A 15,169-nucleotide genomic window follows, 5' to 3' on the forward strand; every position below is an offset into this window, starting at 1 on the left:
GCACGCCACCGGGTTGTCAGCAACCGCGGGGTCACGTGGTTCAGGAGGTGATCTCACCATCCTGAAAGGAGAATCCCGTGGCACACCGCATCGTGGTACTCGGCGGCGGCTACTCGGGGCTGATCGCGGCGAACCGGATCGCCCGCAGGCTGAACGGAGCCGACATCATGCTGGTCAACGAGCGGCCGAGGTTCGTGGAACGCGTGCGCCTGCACCAGGTCGCGGCCGGGCAGCGGCTCCCGGAGCACCTGCTCGCCGACCGCGTCCGGCCCGGCGTCGGGCTCACCATCGGGCGAGTCACGGCGTTCGACGCCGACCGGCGTGAGGTGCGCGTCGGTGACACCGTGCTCGGCTACGACACCCTCGTCTACGCGCTCGGCAGCGGGGCCGTGGTTCCGGAGTCCGCGGCCGGCGCGGTCACGGTCGCCGGTGCCGAGAGCGCCGAGGAGGCGCGCAAGCGGATCGCGGACCTGGCGGCGGAGAACGGAATGCTCGCCGTGGTCGGCGGTGGGCTGACCGGCATCGAGGCCGCGGCCGAGCTCGCCGAGAGCCATCCCGGCCTGCGCTTGCGGATGCTCACCGCGGGCGAGCCGGGCGACTTCCTGTCCGCGCGCGGCAAGGCCCATGTGCGGCGCGTGTTCGACCGGCTCGGGATCGAGGTGCTGACCGACGCCGAGGTGGAGGAGGTCCGCGAGGACGCCGTGGTACTGCGGGACCGGCGCGCCGTCGGTGCGGGCCTGACGGTCTGGTCCACCGGCTTCGGAGTGCCCGCGCTCGCCGCACGGTCGGGGCTCGCGGTGGACGCGCACGGGCGGATCAGGGTCGACCCCACGCTGCGCTCGCTGTCGCATCCCGACGTCTACGCCGTGGGCGACAGCGCGGCGGCCGCGCGGAGCAACGGGCGCGAGCTGCGCATGGCGTGCGCGACCGGGATCCCGGCGGCGTACTGCGCGGCCGACGCGATCGCGGCACGGCTCACCGGCGGGGAGGCGAGGCCGCTGCGGTTTCGTTACGTCAACCAGTGCGTGAGCCTCGGCCGCCGCGACGGTCTGATCCAGTACGTCGACGCCGACGACAATCCACATCGGACGATTCTGGCCGGGAGGATCGCCGCCCGCTACAAGGAGGCCATCGTGCGCGGCGCACTGTTCGTCACGGTGAGATCGGGCCCCTACTCCTTCACCCGGCGCCGCCCCGTACTTGGCTGAGGTGCTACCGCACCGGTGTGGACTCCTCGCCCGGCGGGCGCATCGACCCGCGCGCGCTCAGCGCCGGCCTCGACGACCTGCTGCCCGCCGAGCGCGTGGTCGCGGTGGGCTCGGACAACTTCATGGGCTACCCGAGCGCGTACCTCTCGGTACCCGACGAGTACGGATTCTGCTTCACGCAGGCGTTGCAGTCGATCGGGCTCGGCCTGGCGAGTGGGATCGGCGCCGCGCTCGCCAGGCCCGGCCGGCTACCGGTGACCGCACTCGGCGACGGCGGTGCGCTGATGAGCGTGGCGGAGTTGGAGACCGTGGTGAGGCTGGGCCTGCCGATGGTGATCGTGGTCTACAACGACGCCGGCTACGGCGTCGAGGTGCACCACTTCGCCGGCCCCTGCGTGGATCTGGACGCCGTGCGGTTCCCCGACACCGACGTCGCGGCCATCGCCCTCGGCTTCGGCTGCGACGCCGTCACGGTGCGCGGTGAAGCGGAGCTCGGTGTGGTTTCCGGCTGGCTCGCCGGTCCGAGGGACCGCCCGCTGCTGATCGACGCGAAGATCGCCGACGACGGCGGATCCTGGTGGCTGGCGGAGGCGTTCCGCGGCCACTGAACCGTCAGCAGAAGATCCAGAACCAGCAGTCGTCGTCCTCGGGCGGCGTCGTGGTCGTGGTGGGCGCCTGCGAGGAGGACGACGACGTCGGCGACGGCGGGGGCTCCTCCAGTGCGGACGGATCCGGGGGCTCCTCCCCGGTCGGCTCCGGCTCGGGCTCCGTGGTCGTGGTGGTCGCCTCGGTTGTCGTGGTTGTCGTGGTGGTCTCGTCGGTGGTCGTGGTCGCCTCCGACGTCTCCGGCTCGCCCGGGTCCACGGTGGTGGGGGAGCGGGTGATCTCCCGCGTGGGCGTGGTGTCCGGGCCGGCGGTCCCCGAGGTGCGCGTTGGCAGGGCGATCACCACGGCGTCGTCCGGATCGGGGGTGGGCTCGTCGTCGCCGCCCTCGGTGGTCACGAAGAACGCCGCGACCCCGCAGCCGATCACGACGGCGCCCATCACGGCGAGGACCCGCAGCCGGGACCGCGGGCCCGGTGGGACCCGGTCGTTCCAGCGGTCTTCGTCGGACAGCCGAGTCACCGACGCGTCGTCGTACACCGGGCAAGCCTTTCGGGCGGGGAAGGCAGCTGTGGACCGGCAAGTTGTGACTCGCAGTGGTCCAGCGGAGCTTTTTTACCCTAGAACGGCACCCGATGGGGCGACATCGGGGGGATTGTTCCCACGGAATCGATACGCTGTGGCAAAATCACTGCCTTTTGTCACACAGACCTAACGCACCGCGATCATCACCCCGCCCCCGTCCGCAGTGAAGGCCACCTTCACTGCGGTCAACGCAGTGAAGGTGGCCTTCACTGCAGTGGGGCCGACCTGGTGAGGAAGTCCAGCACCGCGTCGTTGAACGCCACCTCGCGTTCCAGGTTCGGCAGGTGCGCCGCACCCTCGATCACGGTCAGCTCGGCCCCGGGAATGCGCTCGTACAGGAACTTCGCGACCTCCACCGGCGTGTACTCGTCCTCGTCACCGACCACGACGAGGGTGGGCACCGCGATGTCGGTCAGAACCGGCACGTAGTCGGGGCGCTCCGCTCGCCCGCGCAGCGCCGCCGCCGCGCCCTCGGCGGAGGTGCCCTTCATCATCCGCAGCACGTGCTTCGCCGTGGCGGGCAGCGCGCGGATGTTGTGCGGCGCCAGCATCTTCGGCAACACCTCGTGCGCGTACTGGGCGAGTCCCTCGCCCAGCAGTCGTTCCGCCAGCTCCCGCCGGGCCGCCTTGCTCCTGGGTGTCTCGGCGTGCGGTGTGGTGTCGGCCAGTATCAGGCCGAGGACGCGGTGGGGGAAGTGGCGCAGGCACTCCAAGACGATCTGCCCGCCCATCGACAGTCCACCGAGGACGAACCGCTCGACGCCGAGCGCGTCGAGCAGCGCCCCGATGTCCCGCGCGAACGTCTCCAACCGGGTGCTGCCGGGGACGACGGTGCTCTCCCCGTATCCGCGCAGGTCCGGGGTGATCACGCGCCAGCCCTCGCGCGCGAAGCGCTCGGCCTGCGGGCGCCACATCGAGCGATCGAACGGATGGCCGTGCACGAGGACCAGAGGCGCCCCGCTGCCCGTGTCGTCGTAGCCGACCGTGATGTCGTTGACGGCAAGTGTGCTCACGCGTCTGACGCTATCCAGTGCAATATCTCGGTGCAATGAAAACATTGACCTCGGTGCAATAATGCCGCCATGGACGACTACCGCGCCATCGCCGACGCCGTCGCCGCCGACATCGCGGCGGGCAGGCTCCAGCCGGGCCAACGGCTGCCGCCCCAGCGCCGCTTCGCCCGCACCCGGGGCATCGCCGCCTCCACGGCCGCGCGGGTCTACACGGAGCTGACCCGGCGCGGGCTCGTGGCGGGCGAGGTCGGCAGGGGCACGTTCGTGCGGGCCGGCCTGCCGCTCGTCGAGCCCGCGCTGGTCGAGCCCGCCACCGCACGCGTGGACCTCGAGCGGAATTTCCCGGTGCTGCCGGGCCAGGCCGAACAGCTCGCGGCCTCACTCACCGGCCTGCTGCGTTCCGACGCGCTCGGCGCGGCACTGCGTCCGGTCGGCGTGTCGGGCACGCGGACCGCCCGCACGGCGGCAGTGCGACTGCTGTCGCGTGCGGGCTGGTCACCGGAGCCCGAGCGGATCCTGTTCTCCGGCAACGGAAGGCAGGCCATCGCGGCCGCCGTCTCCGCGCTGGTCCCCGTCGGCGGCAGGCTCGGTGTCGAGGCACTGACGTACCCCGTGGTGAAGGGGATCGCCCCGCGCCTCGGATGCACGCTCGTCCCGCTCCCCACCGACGAGGAAGGGATGGTGCCGGGCGCGCTGCGGTCGGTGAACGTGCACGCCGTCTATGTCCAGCCGGTGCTGCACAACCCGCTCGGCGTCACGATGTCCGCCAGGCGCCGCGCCGAGTTCGGTTCGGTCGTGCGGGAACTCGACCTGCCCGTCGTGGAGGACACCATCTACGCTTTCCTGCGCGACGAGCCGCCACTCGCCACGGAAGCGCCGGAGCACACGGTAGTGACCGACAGCCTCTCCAAACGCCTGGCGCCCGAGCTGACCCTCGGCTTCGTCGTCCCGCCCGCCCGGTTCGCCGACCGCGTCGCCTCGGCGTTGCGGTCGGGAGCCTGGACAGCGCAGGGATTCGCGATCGACGCGGCGACCCGCTGGATCGGCGACGGCACCGCGGACGCCGTCCAGAACGCCAAACGCGCCGACGCAGCGCGCAGGCAGCAGCTCGTGCGCGAGCACCTGGCGGGATTCGCCGTGCGGGCCGATCCCGCCGCCTACCACTGCTGGTGGGAGCTGCCCGCGCAGTGGAGGGCGGAGACGTTCGTGGCGGCCGCCGCGCGCAGGGGCATCGCCGTGAGCCCGGCGGGCGCGTTCACCGTGGGCTCCGGACACGCGCCCAGCGCCGTGCGGCTCGCGCTCGCCTCCCCACCCGAGCCGGTGCTGGCCTCGGCTCTCGGCGCCCTCGCCGCGCTCGCCGGTGCGGCGCCGGAAGACGAGACGGCGATCAGCTGAGCCGTTTCGGTGGAAAGCGACGGGGGTATCTCGCGCCCGGAGGTGACACACATGGCGACAACGACCACCGCCGAGCGCGTGCGCGCCGTGCTGTCCGATGCGGACTTCCCCGCGGAGAAGGCCGATCTTGTGCGCTGTGCCGAGAACGCCGAGGCCGACCCGGACACCATCAAGGCGCTGGGCGCCATGCCGCCCGTCGAGTACGCCAACCTCGCCGAGGTGCTGCAGTCGGTGCCGCTCGACCAGGGGCAGAGCCCGGCCGAGGAGGCGGCCCGGCGGCAGGAGCACGACAAACCCGGCCTCGCACAGCAGGAAAAGGACGTCTCCGGGCATCCGATCGTCGACGAACTGGGCGAGAACCGGGGCAGCTGAGCGGCTTCGCGACGCGGGGCGGTTTCGGTTTCCGGCTTACCGGGTAGCTTCCTGGCGCGAGTCCGCTTCACCGACAGGACGTCCCCATCATGGATCTGACCGGTAACAGCGACGTGGACACCACGGCCGCCGCCTTGGCCGCCCGCGCCGAAGACGCCGCCCGCGCGCTCTACCAGCGCACCGCGGGCCAAGCCGACGAGGAGAGCATCACCGACACCGACGAGGTGCACCGGATGCTCGGCTCACTCAAGCTCGTGGTCGAAAACCTCGCGCGCTGCCTTCCGGAGCTGAACACATGGCTGGAGCAGCGCATGTGGTCCGGAACGCTCGGCAAGAGCGACGACGCGTCCTTCGACGAGCTGACCAAGTCGACCTTCGAGGTCGCCGCCGCGCTGGCCAGGGCCCACCGGATGAGCGCACAGCTGGGCCGGGAACTCCAGGCCGCGCAAACCGCGAGCCGCGAGCTCGCCGCGAAGACGACGTAACGTCGCTTCCGCTCAGGGCTTCTCGCCGACTCCCGTCGCCAACTCGCCGAGCCGGCCGCCGGGCACCGAGGACGCCAGCGGGGGAGTGGCCATGCCCTCCCGCTCACGCAGTCCGGTGAGGAACTCGGCGAGCGCGTCGGCCGCCGAGTAGCGCGCGGTCCACGCCAGGTCCGTCCTGGCCCTGGTGGTGTCCATCAGCGGGAGCCGCAGCACCGCGTCGAACAACCCCGGTGACGCGGGCACCGTGTGCAGCTTCCAGGCCGCGGTGACGGCGGCACGTGCCAGCACCGCGGGCAGCGGAACGGTGCGGGCGCCGAGCAGCCTCGCGATCAGCTTCGGGTCGACCACCGGCTCCGCGGCGAGGTTGAACGCGCCCCGCACGGGGTTCAGCGCCGCCAGGCGGAACGCCTCGCCGACGTCGGCCGAGTGCACGGCCTGCATCGTGAGGCCGGGGACGTCCGGCACCACCGGGACGAGACCGGGCCGCACAAGGCTCGCGGGCACCAGCGGGCCCGCGAAGAGCCTGCGCTGCTCGGAGGCCGCCTCGCGCTTGAAGACGAACGCGGGCCGCATCCGCACTACACGGATGTGCGGATGAGTGCGGGTGAACGCGTCGAGAACCCGCTCCAGATACGCCTTCTCGCGGGTGTAGGCGGCGCCGGGCCAGCCGTGCGTCGGCCACTGCTCGTCGACCGTGCGGTCCTTCGGTCCCGGCGAGTACGCCCCCACCGACGACGCGTACAGGAGCGCCGGCACCTCGCAGCGGGCGACGGCGTCGAACACGCGGAGGCCGCCGAGCACGTTCACGTCCCACGTCCTGACCGGGTCACGCGTCGGCTGGAACAGCCATGCCAGGTGGATCACCACGTCGGCGCCGGTGAAGATCCGGTCCAGCTCGTCCTCGCCCGCCTTCGGCAGGTCGAGAGTCTCGATGGTGAGCTTCGGACGAGTCCATTCGGGCTCCCTGCGAGCGATGCCGGTGATCGACGCGACGCGCGGGTCCTCCGACAGCGCCTCGACCACGCTCGTGCCGAGGTTGCCGGTCGCCCCGGTGACGACGACGTGCAGCCGCTGGTTCATGCCTGCCGCCCTCCGGTCTGCTCGGCCACCAGCGCGGCGAGCCGGTCGAGAGCCTCCTCGATCCTGCGGTCGGCCTCCTCGCTCAGCTCCCCGCCGAGCGCCTCCGCCTGCTCGCCGGCGAAGGTGAGGTGCATGGTCGCGACGCTGCCGGACCGCGCGTCGTCGGCTGGATCGATCTGCAGCCAGCCGTCGTAGTGCTCGTCGCCGGAACCGCCCCAGGAGAGCCTGCGCCGCTCGCGGTCGACGTCGACGAACCCGGTGGCGTCGTGGACCTCGCTGCCGCTGGACACCCACGCGTGCAGCGCGCCCTCCCCGGCGGGCTCCACGTCGACGCCCTCGGGCGTCCATGCGTTCAGCGTGCCCGGCCCGGAGGCGATGTCGAACGCGGTCAACGGATCGGCGGGAATGGTGCGCTGGTGCTCGAATTCGGACATGCCCGAGACGTACCCACGCCTCACGCGGATATGCGGGAGGCCCATCTGCAGTGAAGGCCACCTTCACCGCAGTCGCTCTGCTCGGCTCGCCGGGTGGGTACTTGTCGGCCTTCTCGGATTCCTCGATGCGGCGCCTGCTTAAGTTGAGTCGCCAACGCTCAACTTATTCAGGCCGGAAACTGACCGGTAGGGCTCGTAGCGTGAGCGGCATGCCTGACCCGCCAGACTGCAGTGAAGGCCACCATCACTGCGTTCAACGCAGTGATGGTGGCCTTCACTGCAGACCGCGGATAGGGGCTACTGGTACAGGACGGCCTTGATCTTCGGGTCGTCCACGTTCGTCTTGTCGTACCAGTAGTAGTTGGTGTCGATCGTCTTCGGCAGCTGCTCGCCGTCGATGGCCTTGAGCGCCGAGTCGACGAGCTGCCTGCCCATGTCGATCGGGTCCTGGGTCACCGCGCCGGCCATCACGCCGCTCTTGATCGCGTCGATCTGGGCCTTGCCGGAGTCGAAGCCGACCACCGTCACGCCCTTGCGGCCACTCTCCTGCACACCCTTGATCACGCCGATCGCCGAGCCCTCGTTGGATGCGTAGACGCCCTTGAGGTCGGGGTTGGCCGACAGGATCGACTTGGTGATGTTGGCGGACTCCAGCTGGTCACCGCCGCCGTACTGCGGTTGCAGCACCGTGATCCCCGGTGCGTTCTGCTTCATCCACTCCAGGAAGCCGTCGCGACGGTCGATGCCGGAGCGGCTGGTCTGGTCGTGGACCACGAGCGCGACCTTGCCCTTGCCCCCGATCTGCTCGGAGAGGTGCTTGGCGGCCTCGGCCGCCGCGGCCTTGTTGTCCGTGGCCACGGTGGTCACCGGAATGTCGCTCTCCACTCCGGAGTCGAACGCGATCACCGGGATGTTCTGCGACTGGGCCTGCTGCAGCAGGGGGGCGGCGGCCCGCGAGTCGAGCGCGGCGAAGCCCACCGCCTGCGGTGACTTGGCGAGCTCGTTGGTGAGCATGTTCATCTGCTCTTCCACATCCTGCTCGGTGGCGGGGCCGACGAACGTCACGCGCGCGCCGCGCTCGGCGGCCTCCTTTTCGGCGCCCTGCTTCACCGCCTGCCAGAACTGGTGCTGGAAGCCCTTCGACACGATCGCGATCAACGGGCCGTCCCCGCCACCGCCGGAGCCGCCTTCGGAGCCACATGCGGCGAGCGTCAGCGCGAGCGCGCCGCCCGCGAGCGCCGCGACGACCTTCCTCATTCTCATCACCAGATCTCCTTTGTCCTGGTCGTGGTCTCCCGGGCTGTCACGTTGTTTCCTTCTTCCGGATCCGGTCCGTGTAGACGGCGACGAGGATGACGCAGCCGAGGATGACGTTCTGCCATTCCTGGGGAATCGACATGATCTGCAGGCCGTTGTTCAGCACCGAGATGATCAGCGCGCCGATCAGGGTGCCGACGATCGAGCCCTTGCCACCGGACAGCGACGTGCCGCCGATGACCACCGCCGCGATCGCCTGCAGCTCGTAACCCATGCCCGTCGCGGGCTGCGCCGAGCCGAGCCGGGCCGAGATCATCACGCCGGCCAGCCCGATGAACAGCCCGGCGAAGGCGTAGATCGCGATCTTCCACTTGCGCACGTCGATGCCGGACAGCGAGGTCGCCTCCTCGTTGCTGCCGATCGAGTACGTGTAGCGGCCGAGCACGCTCTTGGTGAGCAGCACGCCCGCGATCAGCGCGATGGCCAGCAGCACCAGCACCGCGTTCGGGAAGTTCACACCGGGGATGAGGTTGCCAGTGGAGATGTCGGTGTAGCCAGGCACGTCGTTGAAGTAGATCGGCGTGCTGTCCGAGAGCACGAGGGCGAGCCCCTCGGCGACGAGCATCATCGCGAGTGTCGCGATGAACGGCGGGATCTTCAGCAGTGCCACGTTGATCCCGTTGACGAGCCCCATGAGCCCGCCGAACAGGACCGCCGCGGGCACACCCAGCCACAGCGGCAACCCCAGATGCACCAGGAACACGCCGGACATCACCGCGCACAGCGCCATCCCGGTGCCGATGGAGAGGTCGATGCCGCCCGCGATGATCACGAACGTGGTGCCGATCGCGAGCGTGCCGATGACCACCGTGGAGAACAGGATCGCCGTGAAGTTGCCGTACGAGAAGAAGAACGGGCTCGCGAACGAGAAGAACGCGAAGATGACGATGAGACTCGCGAACGCCAGTAGCTGCTGCAGGCGGCCCTTCACCGCCGCCGCGATCCCGCCGCTCGCCTGTGCCCGGTCACGGGCCGGGGCTTTGACCGCTGTCATGGCTGCCCTGCTTTCCCTACCTCGATGCCGAGCTCCGCGGCGTCGGCCGGATTTTCGTCCGGGCGCAGCGTCGCGTAGTGCATGATGTTCTCCTGGCCCGCCTCCGCCGCGTCGAGCACGCGCGTCACCCTGCCCTCGCTCATCACCACGACCCGGTGCGACATGCGCAGGATCTCCGGCAGCTCCGACGAGATCATGATGATCGACTTGCCCTGTGCGGCCAGCTCGTTGAGCAGCTGGTAGATCTCTTCCTTCGCGCCGACGTCGATCCCGCGCGTCGGCTCGTCGAAGACCAGGACGTCACAGTCCTTCGCCAGCCACTTGGCGATGACCACCTTCTGCTGGTTGCCGCCGGAGAGGTGCTTGGCGGTCTGCTCCAGCGACGGCGTCTTGATGCGCAGCGTGCCGACGTACTCGCGTGCCTTCTCCCTCGCGGCGCGGTCTCGCACGAACCCGGCCCTCGTGAACTGGTCGCGCAGTGCGCCGAGCGCGATGTTTGCCCGCACGTCCTGCTCCAGCAGCAGCCCGAAGCGTTTGCGGTCCTCGGAGAGGTAGCCGATGCCGTGCCTGGCCGCCTCGGCGGGGTTGGCGACGCGGATTCTCTTGCCCCGCAACGTGATCGTGCCGCCGTCGATCCGGTCGGCGCCGACGAGCGCCCTGCCCACCTCGGTTCGACCGGCGCCCATCAGCCCGGCGAAGCCGAGGATCTCGCCCTCGCGCAGGTCGAACGAGACGTCCTTGAGCAGCGCCTTGGTCGACAGCCCTTCGACGCTCAGCACCACGTCGCGGTCCGCCCGCACACCCTCGGGCTTCGCGTCGGTGTCGATGGCCCTGCCCACCATCAGCGCGATGATCTCCGGTGTGCTCGCGCCCGCCATGTCGAGCGTGTCGATGTACTCGCCGTCGCGGATCACCGTCACGCGGTCGGCGATCCGCTTGATCTCCTCCATGCGGTGGGAGATGTAGATGGCGCCCGTGCCTGGGCGCACGAACCGGCGGATCAGCTCGTGCAGCGTCTCGACCTCGGCCTCGTTGAGCGCCGCCGTCGGCTCGTCCATGATCAGCACGCGCGGCTCGTAGGACAGCGCCTTGGCGATCTCCACCATCTGCTGGTTCGCGACGGTCAGCTCGCCGACCACGGCCTTCGGGTCCAGCGGCAGGTGCAGCCGCTCCAGCAGGGCCGCGGCATCGGCGTTGAGCCTGCGCTCGTCCAGCAGCAGCCGCCCGCGTCTCGGCTCGCGCCCGATGAACACGTTCTGCGCCACGGTCAGGTGGGGCACCAGGTTGAACTCCTGGTGGATGATGCTGATGCCCAGCTCGAGCGCGTGCCGGGGGCTCGTCGCCTCGAACGGCTCGCCGCCGAGGCGGAACCGCCCCGTGTCGGCGGTGTGGATGCCCGAGAGCAGCTTCATGAGCGTGGACTTGCCCGCCCCGTTCTCGCCCACCAGCGCGAGGACCTCGCCCGAGCGCAGCTCCAGCCGCATGTCGTGCAGCGCGCGCACGCCGGGGAAGCTCTTGTCGACGCCCTCGACCTCGAGCAGCGGCTCCGTCATCGTCGCGACTCCCGTCATCGCACCGGCTCCGGCACTCCGTACACCGCGCTCGCCGTGCCGTGGGCGATGCTCGCACGTTCGTCCGGCGACAGCTCGCCGATCAGCTCGGCCAGCACCCGCCACGTGGGCTGATAGCCGCCGAACGGCACGGTCATCGGCCAGTCCCCGCCGTACATCAGCCGGCTCGGGCCGAAGAGCTCGAGCGCGGTGTCGACCACGGGGCGCAGGGCGGCGACCGTCAGCGGCTCGCCCGCCACCTGCAGCCCGGACACCTTCGCGACCGTGTTGGGGCGAGCCGCGACCTCGCGCAGGGCGGCACGCCACGCGTCGTAGCCCGGGCGGCCCCGGGGCGGTTTGCCGAGGTGGTCGACCACGATCGTCAGTTCCGGCAAGGCGGCGGCCAGCTCGGCCACGCCCGCGAGGTGGCGGGGCCATGCGTCGGGCACGTCGAACGGGAGCCCGCGCTCGGCGAGCAGCCCCAGCGACCGGCGCACGGCGGGCAGCGCGAGGAAGTCGTCGCGCGGGTCGTCGTGCACGAGGTGCCGGATGCCGCGCAGTGCCGGGTGCTCCTGCCAGCGGTCGAGCTGCCTCGTCGCCGTGCCGGGGTCGTCGAGGCGCACCCAGCCGACCACGCCGGTGATCCAGTCGTGTGCGCTCGCCTGCGCGAGCATGAACTCCGTGTCGGCCTCGGAGTCCTCGGCCTGCACGAGGATCGCGGTGGAGACGCCCGCCTCGGTCAGCTCCGCCCGCGCGCTGTCGGCGGTGAACGTCGCGTGCAGCTCCGAGCCCTTGGGCAGCCACGCGTACTCGCTGACCGTGAGGTCCCACAGGTGCAGGTGCGTGTCGACGACGTGGTCGACGGCGGGCGAGGTCATGACCGGGTCAGTCCTTTGTCTCGCAGGGTCGTCCACAGCTCGTCCGGTACGGACGACCGCAGGCGCTCGTTGTTCTCGCGGACCTCCCGCGCCGAGGCGGCTCCAGTCACGACGGTGCGCACCACCGGCTCCCGCAGCGAGAAGTGCAGCGCGGCCGTGGGCAGGTCGGTGCCGAACTCGGCGCAGACGTCGGCGATCGCCCTCGCCTTGGCGAGCACGGCGGGCGGCACCGAGCCGTATTCGTACCTGCTCTCCGCGGACGGCACGGGTGTGGCGAGCAGGCCGGAGTTGAACACCCCGGCGTTGACGATCCCGGCCGAGCGCGCCCGGCACTCCGGGATCACCGCGTCGAGAGCGGGTTGTTCGAGCAGGGTGAACCGGCCCGCGACCATCACCAGGTCGAGCATCCCGGTGCGGGCACCGGCGAGCAGCGCCTCCGTGGACTTCGAGCCGAGGCCGACCGCGGTGACAACGCCCTGCTCGCGCAGCGCCGCGACGGCGGGCACGCCTTCGGCCAGCGCGGGGGAGAGGTCGTATTCGTCGGGGTCGTGCAGGTACACGATGTCGACGGCGTCCAGGCCGAGCCGCTCCAGCGAGGCGTCGAGGCAGCGCCGCACGCCGTCGGCGCTGAAGTCCCACACCCGGCGGTGGTCCGCGGGAACGGCGTAGTGGTTGGCGTCGTCGAGCCGGCTCGCGCCTGCCGGATCGGGTACGAGCAGCCTGCCGACCTTGGTGGAGACGACGTAGTCCCCGCGCGGCTTGCCGGCGAGGAAGGCGCCGAGGCGCCGTTCGGCGAGCCCCAGCCCGTAGTGGGGGGCGGTGTCGAAGTAGCGGATGCCGCACTCCCACGCCGCGTTGAGCACGGCGTGCGCGGTCTCGTCACTCATGGGCTCGTAGAGGTTGCCCAGGCTCGCGGTGCCGAGCCCGAACCGGCCGAGCGCAGGGCTAGCCATGCTCGTACTCCACAATGGACTCCGCGAGCATCTCCGTGCCCGCGCCGGGGGACTTGGGCGCGTGGTAACGGCCGTCTCGCACGTCGACCGGGGTGACGAAGTGCTCGTGCAGGTGGTCGACGAACTCGATCATGCGGCCCTCGGTTGTGCCCGAGACGGCGACGTAGTCGAACATCGCGAGGTGCTGCACGGCCTCGCACAGGCCGACGCCCCCGGCGTGCGGGCACACTGGGACGCCGAACTTGGCCGCCAGCAACAGGATCGCGATGTTCTCGTTGACCCCGGCCACGCGCGTGGCGTCGAGCTGCAGGATGCCGAGCGCGTCCGCCTGCAGGAACTGCTTGAACAGCACGCGGTTGGCGGTGTGCTCGCCCGTGGCGACCGGCACCGGCGCCACGGCCTTCGCGATCGCCGCGTGCCCGAGCACGTCGTCGGGGCTCGTCGGCTCCTCGATCCAGGCCAGGTCGAACTCCTTCAGCGCGTCCATCCAGCGCACGGCGTCGGCGACGTCCCAGCGCTGGTTGGCGTCGACGGCGATCCGCACGTCCGGCCCGCACACCTCACGTGCAATCCGCAGCCTGCGCACGTCGTCGTCCAGGTCGCCGCCCACCTTGAGCTTGATCTGCGCGAACCCCTCGGCCACGGCCTCGCGGCACAGCCGGGCGAGCTTGTCGTCGTCGTATCCGAGCCAGCCGGGGGTGGTGGTGTAGGCCGGGTAGCCCTCGCGCACCAGCGTGGCCTCGCGCTCGGCGCGGCCCGGTTCCGCCGCGCGCAGGATCGCGAGCGCCTCCTCGCGCGTGAGCGCGTCGGTGAGGTAGCGGAAGTCGACGAGGTCGACGATCTCCTCGGGCGTCATGCCGGCCAGCAGCTGCCACAGCGGTTGGCCCGCCCGCTTGGCCTTGAGGTCCCACAGCGCGTTCACGGCCGCGCCGATGGCCATGTGCATGATGCCCTTCTCCGGGCCGAGCCAGCGCAGCTGCGAGTCGTGCACCAGCTCGCGCCACACGCCGCCGAGGTCGGCGAGCAGCTCGTCGACGTCGCGGCCGACGAGGTGGTCTTCGAGTGCCCGCAGCGCGGCGACCTGCACGTCGTTGCCGCGTCCGATGGTGAAGACGAAGCCGTGCCCCTCCAGGCCGTCGTCCGCGTCGGTGCGCAGGCGCAGGTAGGCCGCTGAGTAGTCGGGATCCGGGTTCATGGCATCGGATCCGTCGAGGGTCTGCGAAGTCGGAAAGCGCACGTCGTGCGTCTGCAGCGCGATGAGGCGAGCCACGGTGCTCCTGTCGTATGAGCTACGTCACCGCCGAACGATAGACATCCGATGTCTGTACCGTCAAGGCTCGATGTTGAGGCATATTACGCCTACCATTCGCAATACCTGTCGTCGTTTTTGCTGATGATCTACAGTCGGCCCGGCAGAGACACCCGACCACTGGCGTGAGGAGTGCACCGTGAAACTGGCCCGGCTCGGCCCTGTCGGTGAGGAGCGGCCCGTCCTGATCGACGGCGGGCGGACCTACGACCTGAGCGGCCTGACGGCGGACCTCGACGGCGCGTTCCTCGCCGGAGGCGGGCTCGGCGCGGTGCGCGCCGCGCGCGACGCCGGACAGCTGCCAGAGCTGGAAAGCGTTGGGGCACAACGGATCGGCCCGCCGATCGCCCGCCCGAGCGCGGTCGTGTGCGTTGGCATGAACTACGCGGCGCACGCCGCCGAGTCGGGCTCGGAGCCGCCCGAGACCCCGATCCTGTTCCTCAAGACGCCCAACACCGTCGTCGGCCCCGAGGACGCCGTCACCATCCCTCCGGGCAGCGAGCGCACCGACTGGGAGGTGGAGCTCGGGGTCGTGATCGGCAGCCGGGCGGCCTACCTGGACTCGCCCGCCGACAGCATGGCCCACGTCGCGGGCTTCGTGCTGGGCAACGACGTGTCGGAGCGGCAGTACCAGCTCGTCGACTCGGGCGGGCAGTGGAGCAAGGGCAAGTGCGCGCCCGGCTTCAACCCCGTCGGCCCGTGGCTCGTCACCCCCGACGAGGTGGACCACACCGCGCTGCGCCTCCGCAGCTGGGTAAACGGCGAGCCGAGACAGGACTCGACCACCGCGGATCTGATCTTCGGCGTCGAGTTCCTGGTGTGGCACATCAGCAGGTACCTGACCCTCGAGCCGGGCGACCTGATCATGACCGGCACGCCGCAGGGAGTCGCGCTGTCGGGGAAGTTCCCGTATCTGCGGGCGGGCGACGTGGTGGAGCTGGAGATCGAGGGGCTCGGCCGTCAGCGGCAGGAGTTCGTCGCGTACTAGGAAGG

General features: G+C 70.7%; 15 protein-coding genes and 1 pseudogene. 6 read left to right on the forward strand and 10 right to left on the reverse strand.

Annotated features, from left to right (window positions below; all coding sequences use genetic code 11):
• The first annotated feature begins 77 nt into the window (after positions 1 to 77).
• Together FCN18_RS12465 and FCN18_RS12470 are read left to right on the forward strand one after the other, a co-directional pair.
• On the forward strand, positions 78 to 1,208 hold the full coding sequence (locus FCN18_RS12465) for an NAD(P)/FAD-dependent oxidoreductase (RefSeq protein WP_206077873.1): 1,131 nt from the start codon (positions 78 to 80) through the stop codon (positions 1,206 to 1,208).
• A 20-nt stretch (positions 1,209 to 1,228) separates the two neighbouring features.
• A pseudogene (locus tag FCN18_RS12470) lies at positions 1,229 to 1,816 on the forward strand (thiamine pyrophosphate-dependent enzyme); the annotation flags it as partial.
• Positions 1,817 to 1,820: 4 nt separating this feature from the next.
• Here FCN18_RS12470 and FCN18_RS12475 read toward each other — a convergent pair.
• Together FCN18_RS12475 and FCN18_RS12480 are read right to left on the reverse strand one after the other, a co-directional pair.
• Positions 1,821 to 2,351 (reverse strand): hypothetical protein, encoded by a 531-nt coding sequence (locus FCN18_RS12475; protein WP_137095036.1) that lies wholly within the window; start codon positions 2,349 to 2,351, stop codon positions 1,821 to 1,823.
• Between the two features lie 251 nt (positions 2,352 to 2,602).
• Positions 2,603 to 3,409: an alpha/beta fold hydrolase gene (locus FCN18_RS12480; RefSeq protein WP_206077874.1), complete on the reverse strand. Its 807-nt coding sequence runs from the start codon at positions 3,407 to 3,409 to the stop codon at positions 2,603 to 2,605.
• A 69-nt stretch (positions 3,410 to 3,478) separates the two neighbouring features.
• Between FCN18_RS12480 and FCN18_RS12485 the strand changes: the two genes are divergently transcribed.
• From FCN18_RS12485 to FCN18_RS12495, 3 genes are all read left to right on the forward strand, one after another.
• Positions 3,479 to 4,804 (forward strand): aminotransferase-like domain-containing protein, encoded by a 1,326-nt coding sequence (locus FCN18_RS12485; RefSeq protein ID WP_137095038.1) that lies wholly within the window; start codon positions 3,479 to 3,481, stop codon positions 4,802 to 4,804.
• Between the two features lie 51 nt (positions 4,805 to 4,855).
• A complete protein-coding gene (locus FCN18_RS12490; protein ID WP_112275206.1) occupies positions 4,856 to 5,176 on the forward strand; it encodes a DUF2795 domain-containing protein in 321 nt (106 codons plus the stop codon).
• Between the two features lie 89 nt (positions 5,177 to 5,265).
• Positions 5,266 to 5,661, forward strand: a complete 396-nt coding sequence (locus tag FCN18_RS12495) for a hypothetical protein (protein ID WP_112275208.1) — start codon at positions 5,266 to 5,268, stop codon at positions 5,659 to 5,661.
• Between the two features lie 12 nt (positions 5,662 to 5,673).
• On the opposite strand, the gene FCN18_RS12500 is transcribed toward FCN18_RS12495, so the two are convergent.
• From FCN18_RS12500 to FCN18_RS12535, 8 genes are all read right to left on the reverse strand, one after another.
• Positions 5,674 to 6,741: an NAD-dependent epimerase/dehydratase family protein gene (locus tag FCN18_RS12500; RefSeq protein ID WP_206077875.1), complete on the reverse strand. Its 1,068-nt coding sequence runs from the start codon at positions 6,739 to 6,741 to the stop codon at positions 5,674 to 5,676.
• Positions 6,738 to 7,175 (reverse strand): SRPBCC family protein, encoded by a 438-nt coding sequence (locus tag FCN18_RS12505; protein WP_112275341.1) that lies wholly within the window; start codon positions 7,173 to 7,175, stop codon positions 6,738 to 6,740. The genes FCN18_RS12500 and FCN18_RS12505 overlap by 4 nt, the downstream gene beginning before the upstream one ends.
• Before the next feature lie 297 nt (positions 7,176 to 7,472).
• Complete coding sequence (locus tag FCN18_RS12510; protein ID WP_113644429.1) at positions 7,473 to 8,438, reverse strand: ABC transporter substrate-binding protein; 966 nt, start codon at positions 8,436 to 8,438, stop codon at positions 7,473 to 7,475.
• Between the two features lie 40 nt (positions 8,439 to 8,478).
• On the reverse strand, positions 8,479 to 9,486 hold the full coding sequence (locus tag FCN18_RS12515) for an ABC transporter permease (protein WP_112275212.1): 1,008 nt from the start codon (positions 9,484 to 9,486) through the stop codon (positions 8,479 to 8,481).
• Entirely contained in the window at positions 9,483 to 11,057 is a 1,575-nt protein-coding gene (locus FCN18_RS12520; RefSeq protein WP_113644430.1) for a sugar ABC transporter ATP-binding protein, read from the reverse strand. Before FCN18_RS12520 ends, FCN18_RS12515 begins: the two co-directional genes overlap by 4 nt.
• A complete protein-coding gene (locus FCN18_RS12525) occupies positions 11,054 to 11,914 on the reverse strand; it encodes an amidohydrolase family protein (RefSeq protein ID WP_137095041.1) in 861 nt (286 codons plus the stop codon). The genes FCN18_RS12520 and FCN18_RS12525 overlap by 4 nt, the downstream gene beginning before the upstream one ends.
• Positions 11,911 to 12,867: an aldo/keto reductase gene (locus tag FCN18_RS12530; protein ID WP_137095043.1), complete on the reverse strand. Its 957-nt coding sequence runs from the start codon at positions 12,865 to 12,867 to the stop codon at positions 11,911 to 11,913. The genes FCN18_RS12525 and FCN18_RS12530 overlap by 4 nt, the downstream gene beginning before the upstream one ends.
• Positions 12,860 to 14,137, reverse strand: coding sequence for an L-fuconate dehydratase (locus FCN18_RS12535; protein WP_113644433.1), 1,278 nt, complete (start codon positions 14,135 to 14,137; stop codon positions 12,860 to 12,862). The genes FCN18_RS12530 and FCN18_RS12535 overlap by 8 nt, the downstream gene beginning before the upstream one ends.
• A 178-nt stretch (positions 14,138 to 14,315) precedes the next feature.
• On the opposite strand from FCN18_RS12535, the gene FCN18_RS12540 reads away from it, so the two are divergent.
• Complete coding sequence (locus FCN18_RS12540; RefSeq protein WP_137095046.1) at positions 14,316 to 15,164, forward strand: fumarylacetoacetate hydrolase family protein; 849 nt, start codon at positions 14,316 to 14,318, stop codon at positions 15,162 to 15,164.
• Positions 15,165 to 15,169: the final 5 nt, after the last annotated feature.

The sequence above is a fragment of the Prauserella endophytica genome (assembly GCF_005146945.1).
Classification (GTDB): Bacteria; Actinomycetota; Actinomycetes; order Mycobacteriales; family Pseudonocardiaceae; genus Prauserella_A; species Prauserella_A endophytica.

Coding starts and splice junctions, on each gene's coding strand:
- FCN18_RS12500 (WP_206077875.1), bottom strand. CDS start 6,741: ATGAACCAGCGGCTGCACGTCGTCGTCACCGGGGCGACCGGCAACCTC.
- FCN18_RS12510 (WP_113644429.1), bottom strand. CDS start 8,438: ATGAGAATGAGGAAGGTCGTCGCGGCGCTCGCGGGCGGCGCGCTCGCG.
- FCN18_RS12515 (WP_112275212.1), bottom strand. CDS start 9,486: ATGACAGCGGTCAAAGCCCCGGCCCGTGACCGGGCACAGGCGAGCGGC.
- FCN18_RS12490 (WP_112275206.1), top strand. CDS start 4,856: ATGGCGACAACGACCACCGCCGAGCGCGTGCGCGCCGTGCTGTCCGAT.
- FCN18_RS12485 (WP_137095038.1), top strand. CDS start 3,479: ATGGACGACTACCGCGCCATCGCCGACGCCGTCGCCGCCGACATCGCG.
- FCN18_RS12505 (WP_112275341.1), bottom strand. CDS start 7,175: ATGTCCGAATTCGAGCACCAGCGCACCATTCCCGCCGATCCGTTGACC.
- FCN18_RS12525 (WP_137095041.1), bottom strand. CDS start 11,914: ATGACCTCGCCCGCCGTCGACCACGTCGTCGACACGCACCTGCACCTG.
- FCN18_RS12495 (WP_112275208.1), top strand. CDS start 5,266: ATGGATCTGACCGGTAACAGCGACGTGGACACCACGGCCGCCGCCTTG.
- FCN18_RS12520 (WP_113644430.1), bottom strand. CDS start 11,057: ATGACGGGAGTCGCGACGATGACGGAGCCGCTGCTCGAGGTCGAGGGC.
- FCN18_RS12530 (WP_137095043.1), bottom strand. CDS start 12,867: ATGGCTAGCCCTGCGCTCGGCCGGTTCGGGCTCGGCACCGCGAGCCTG.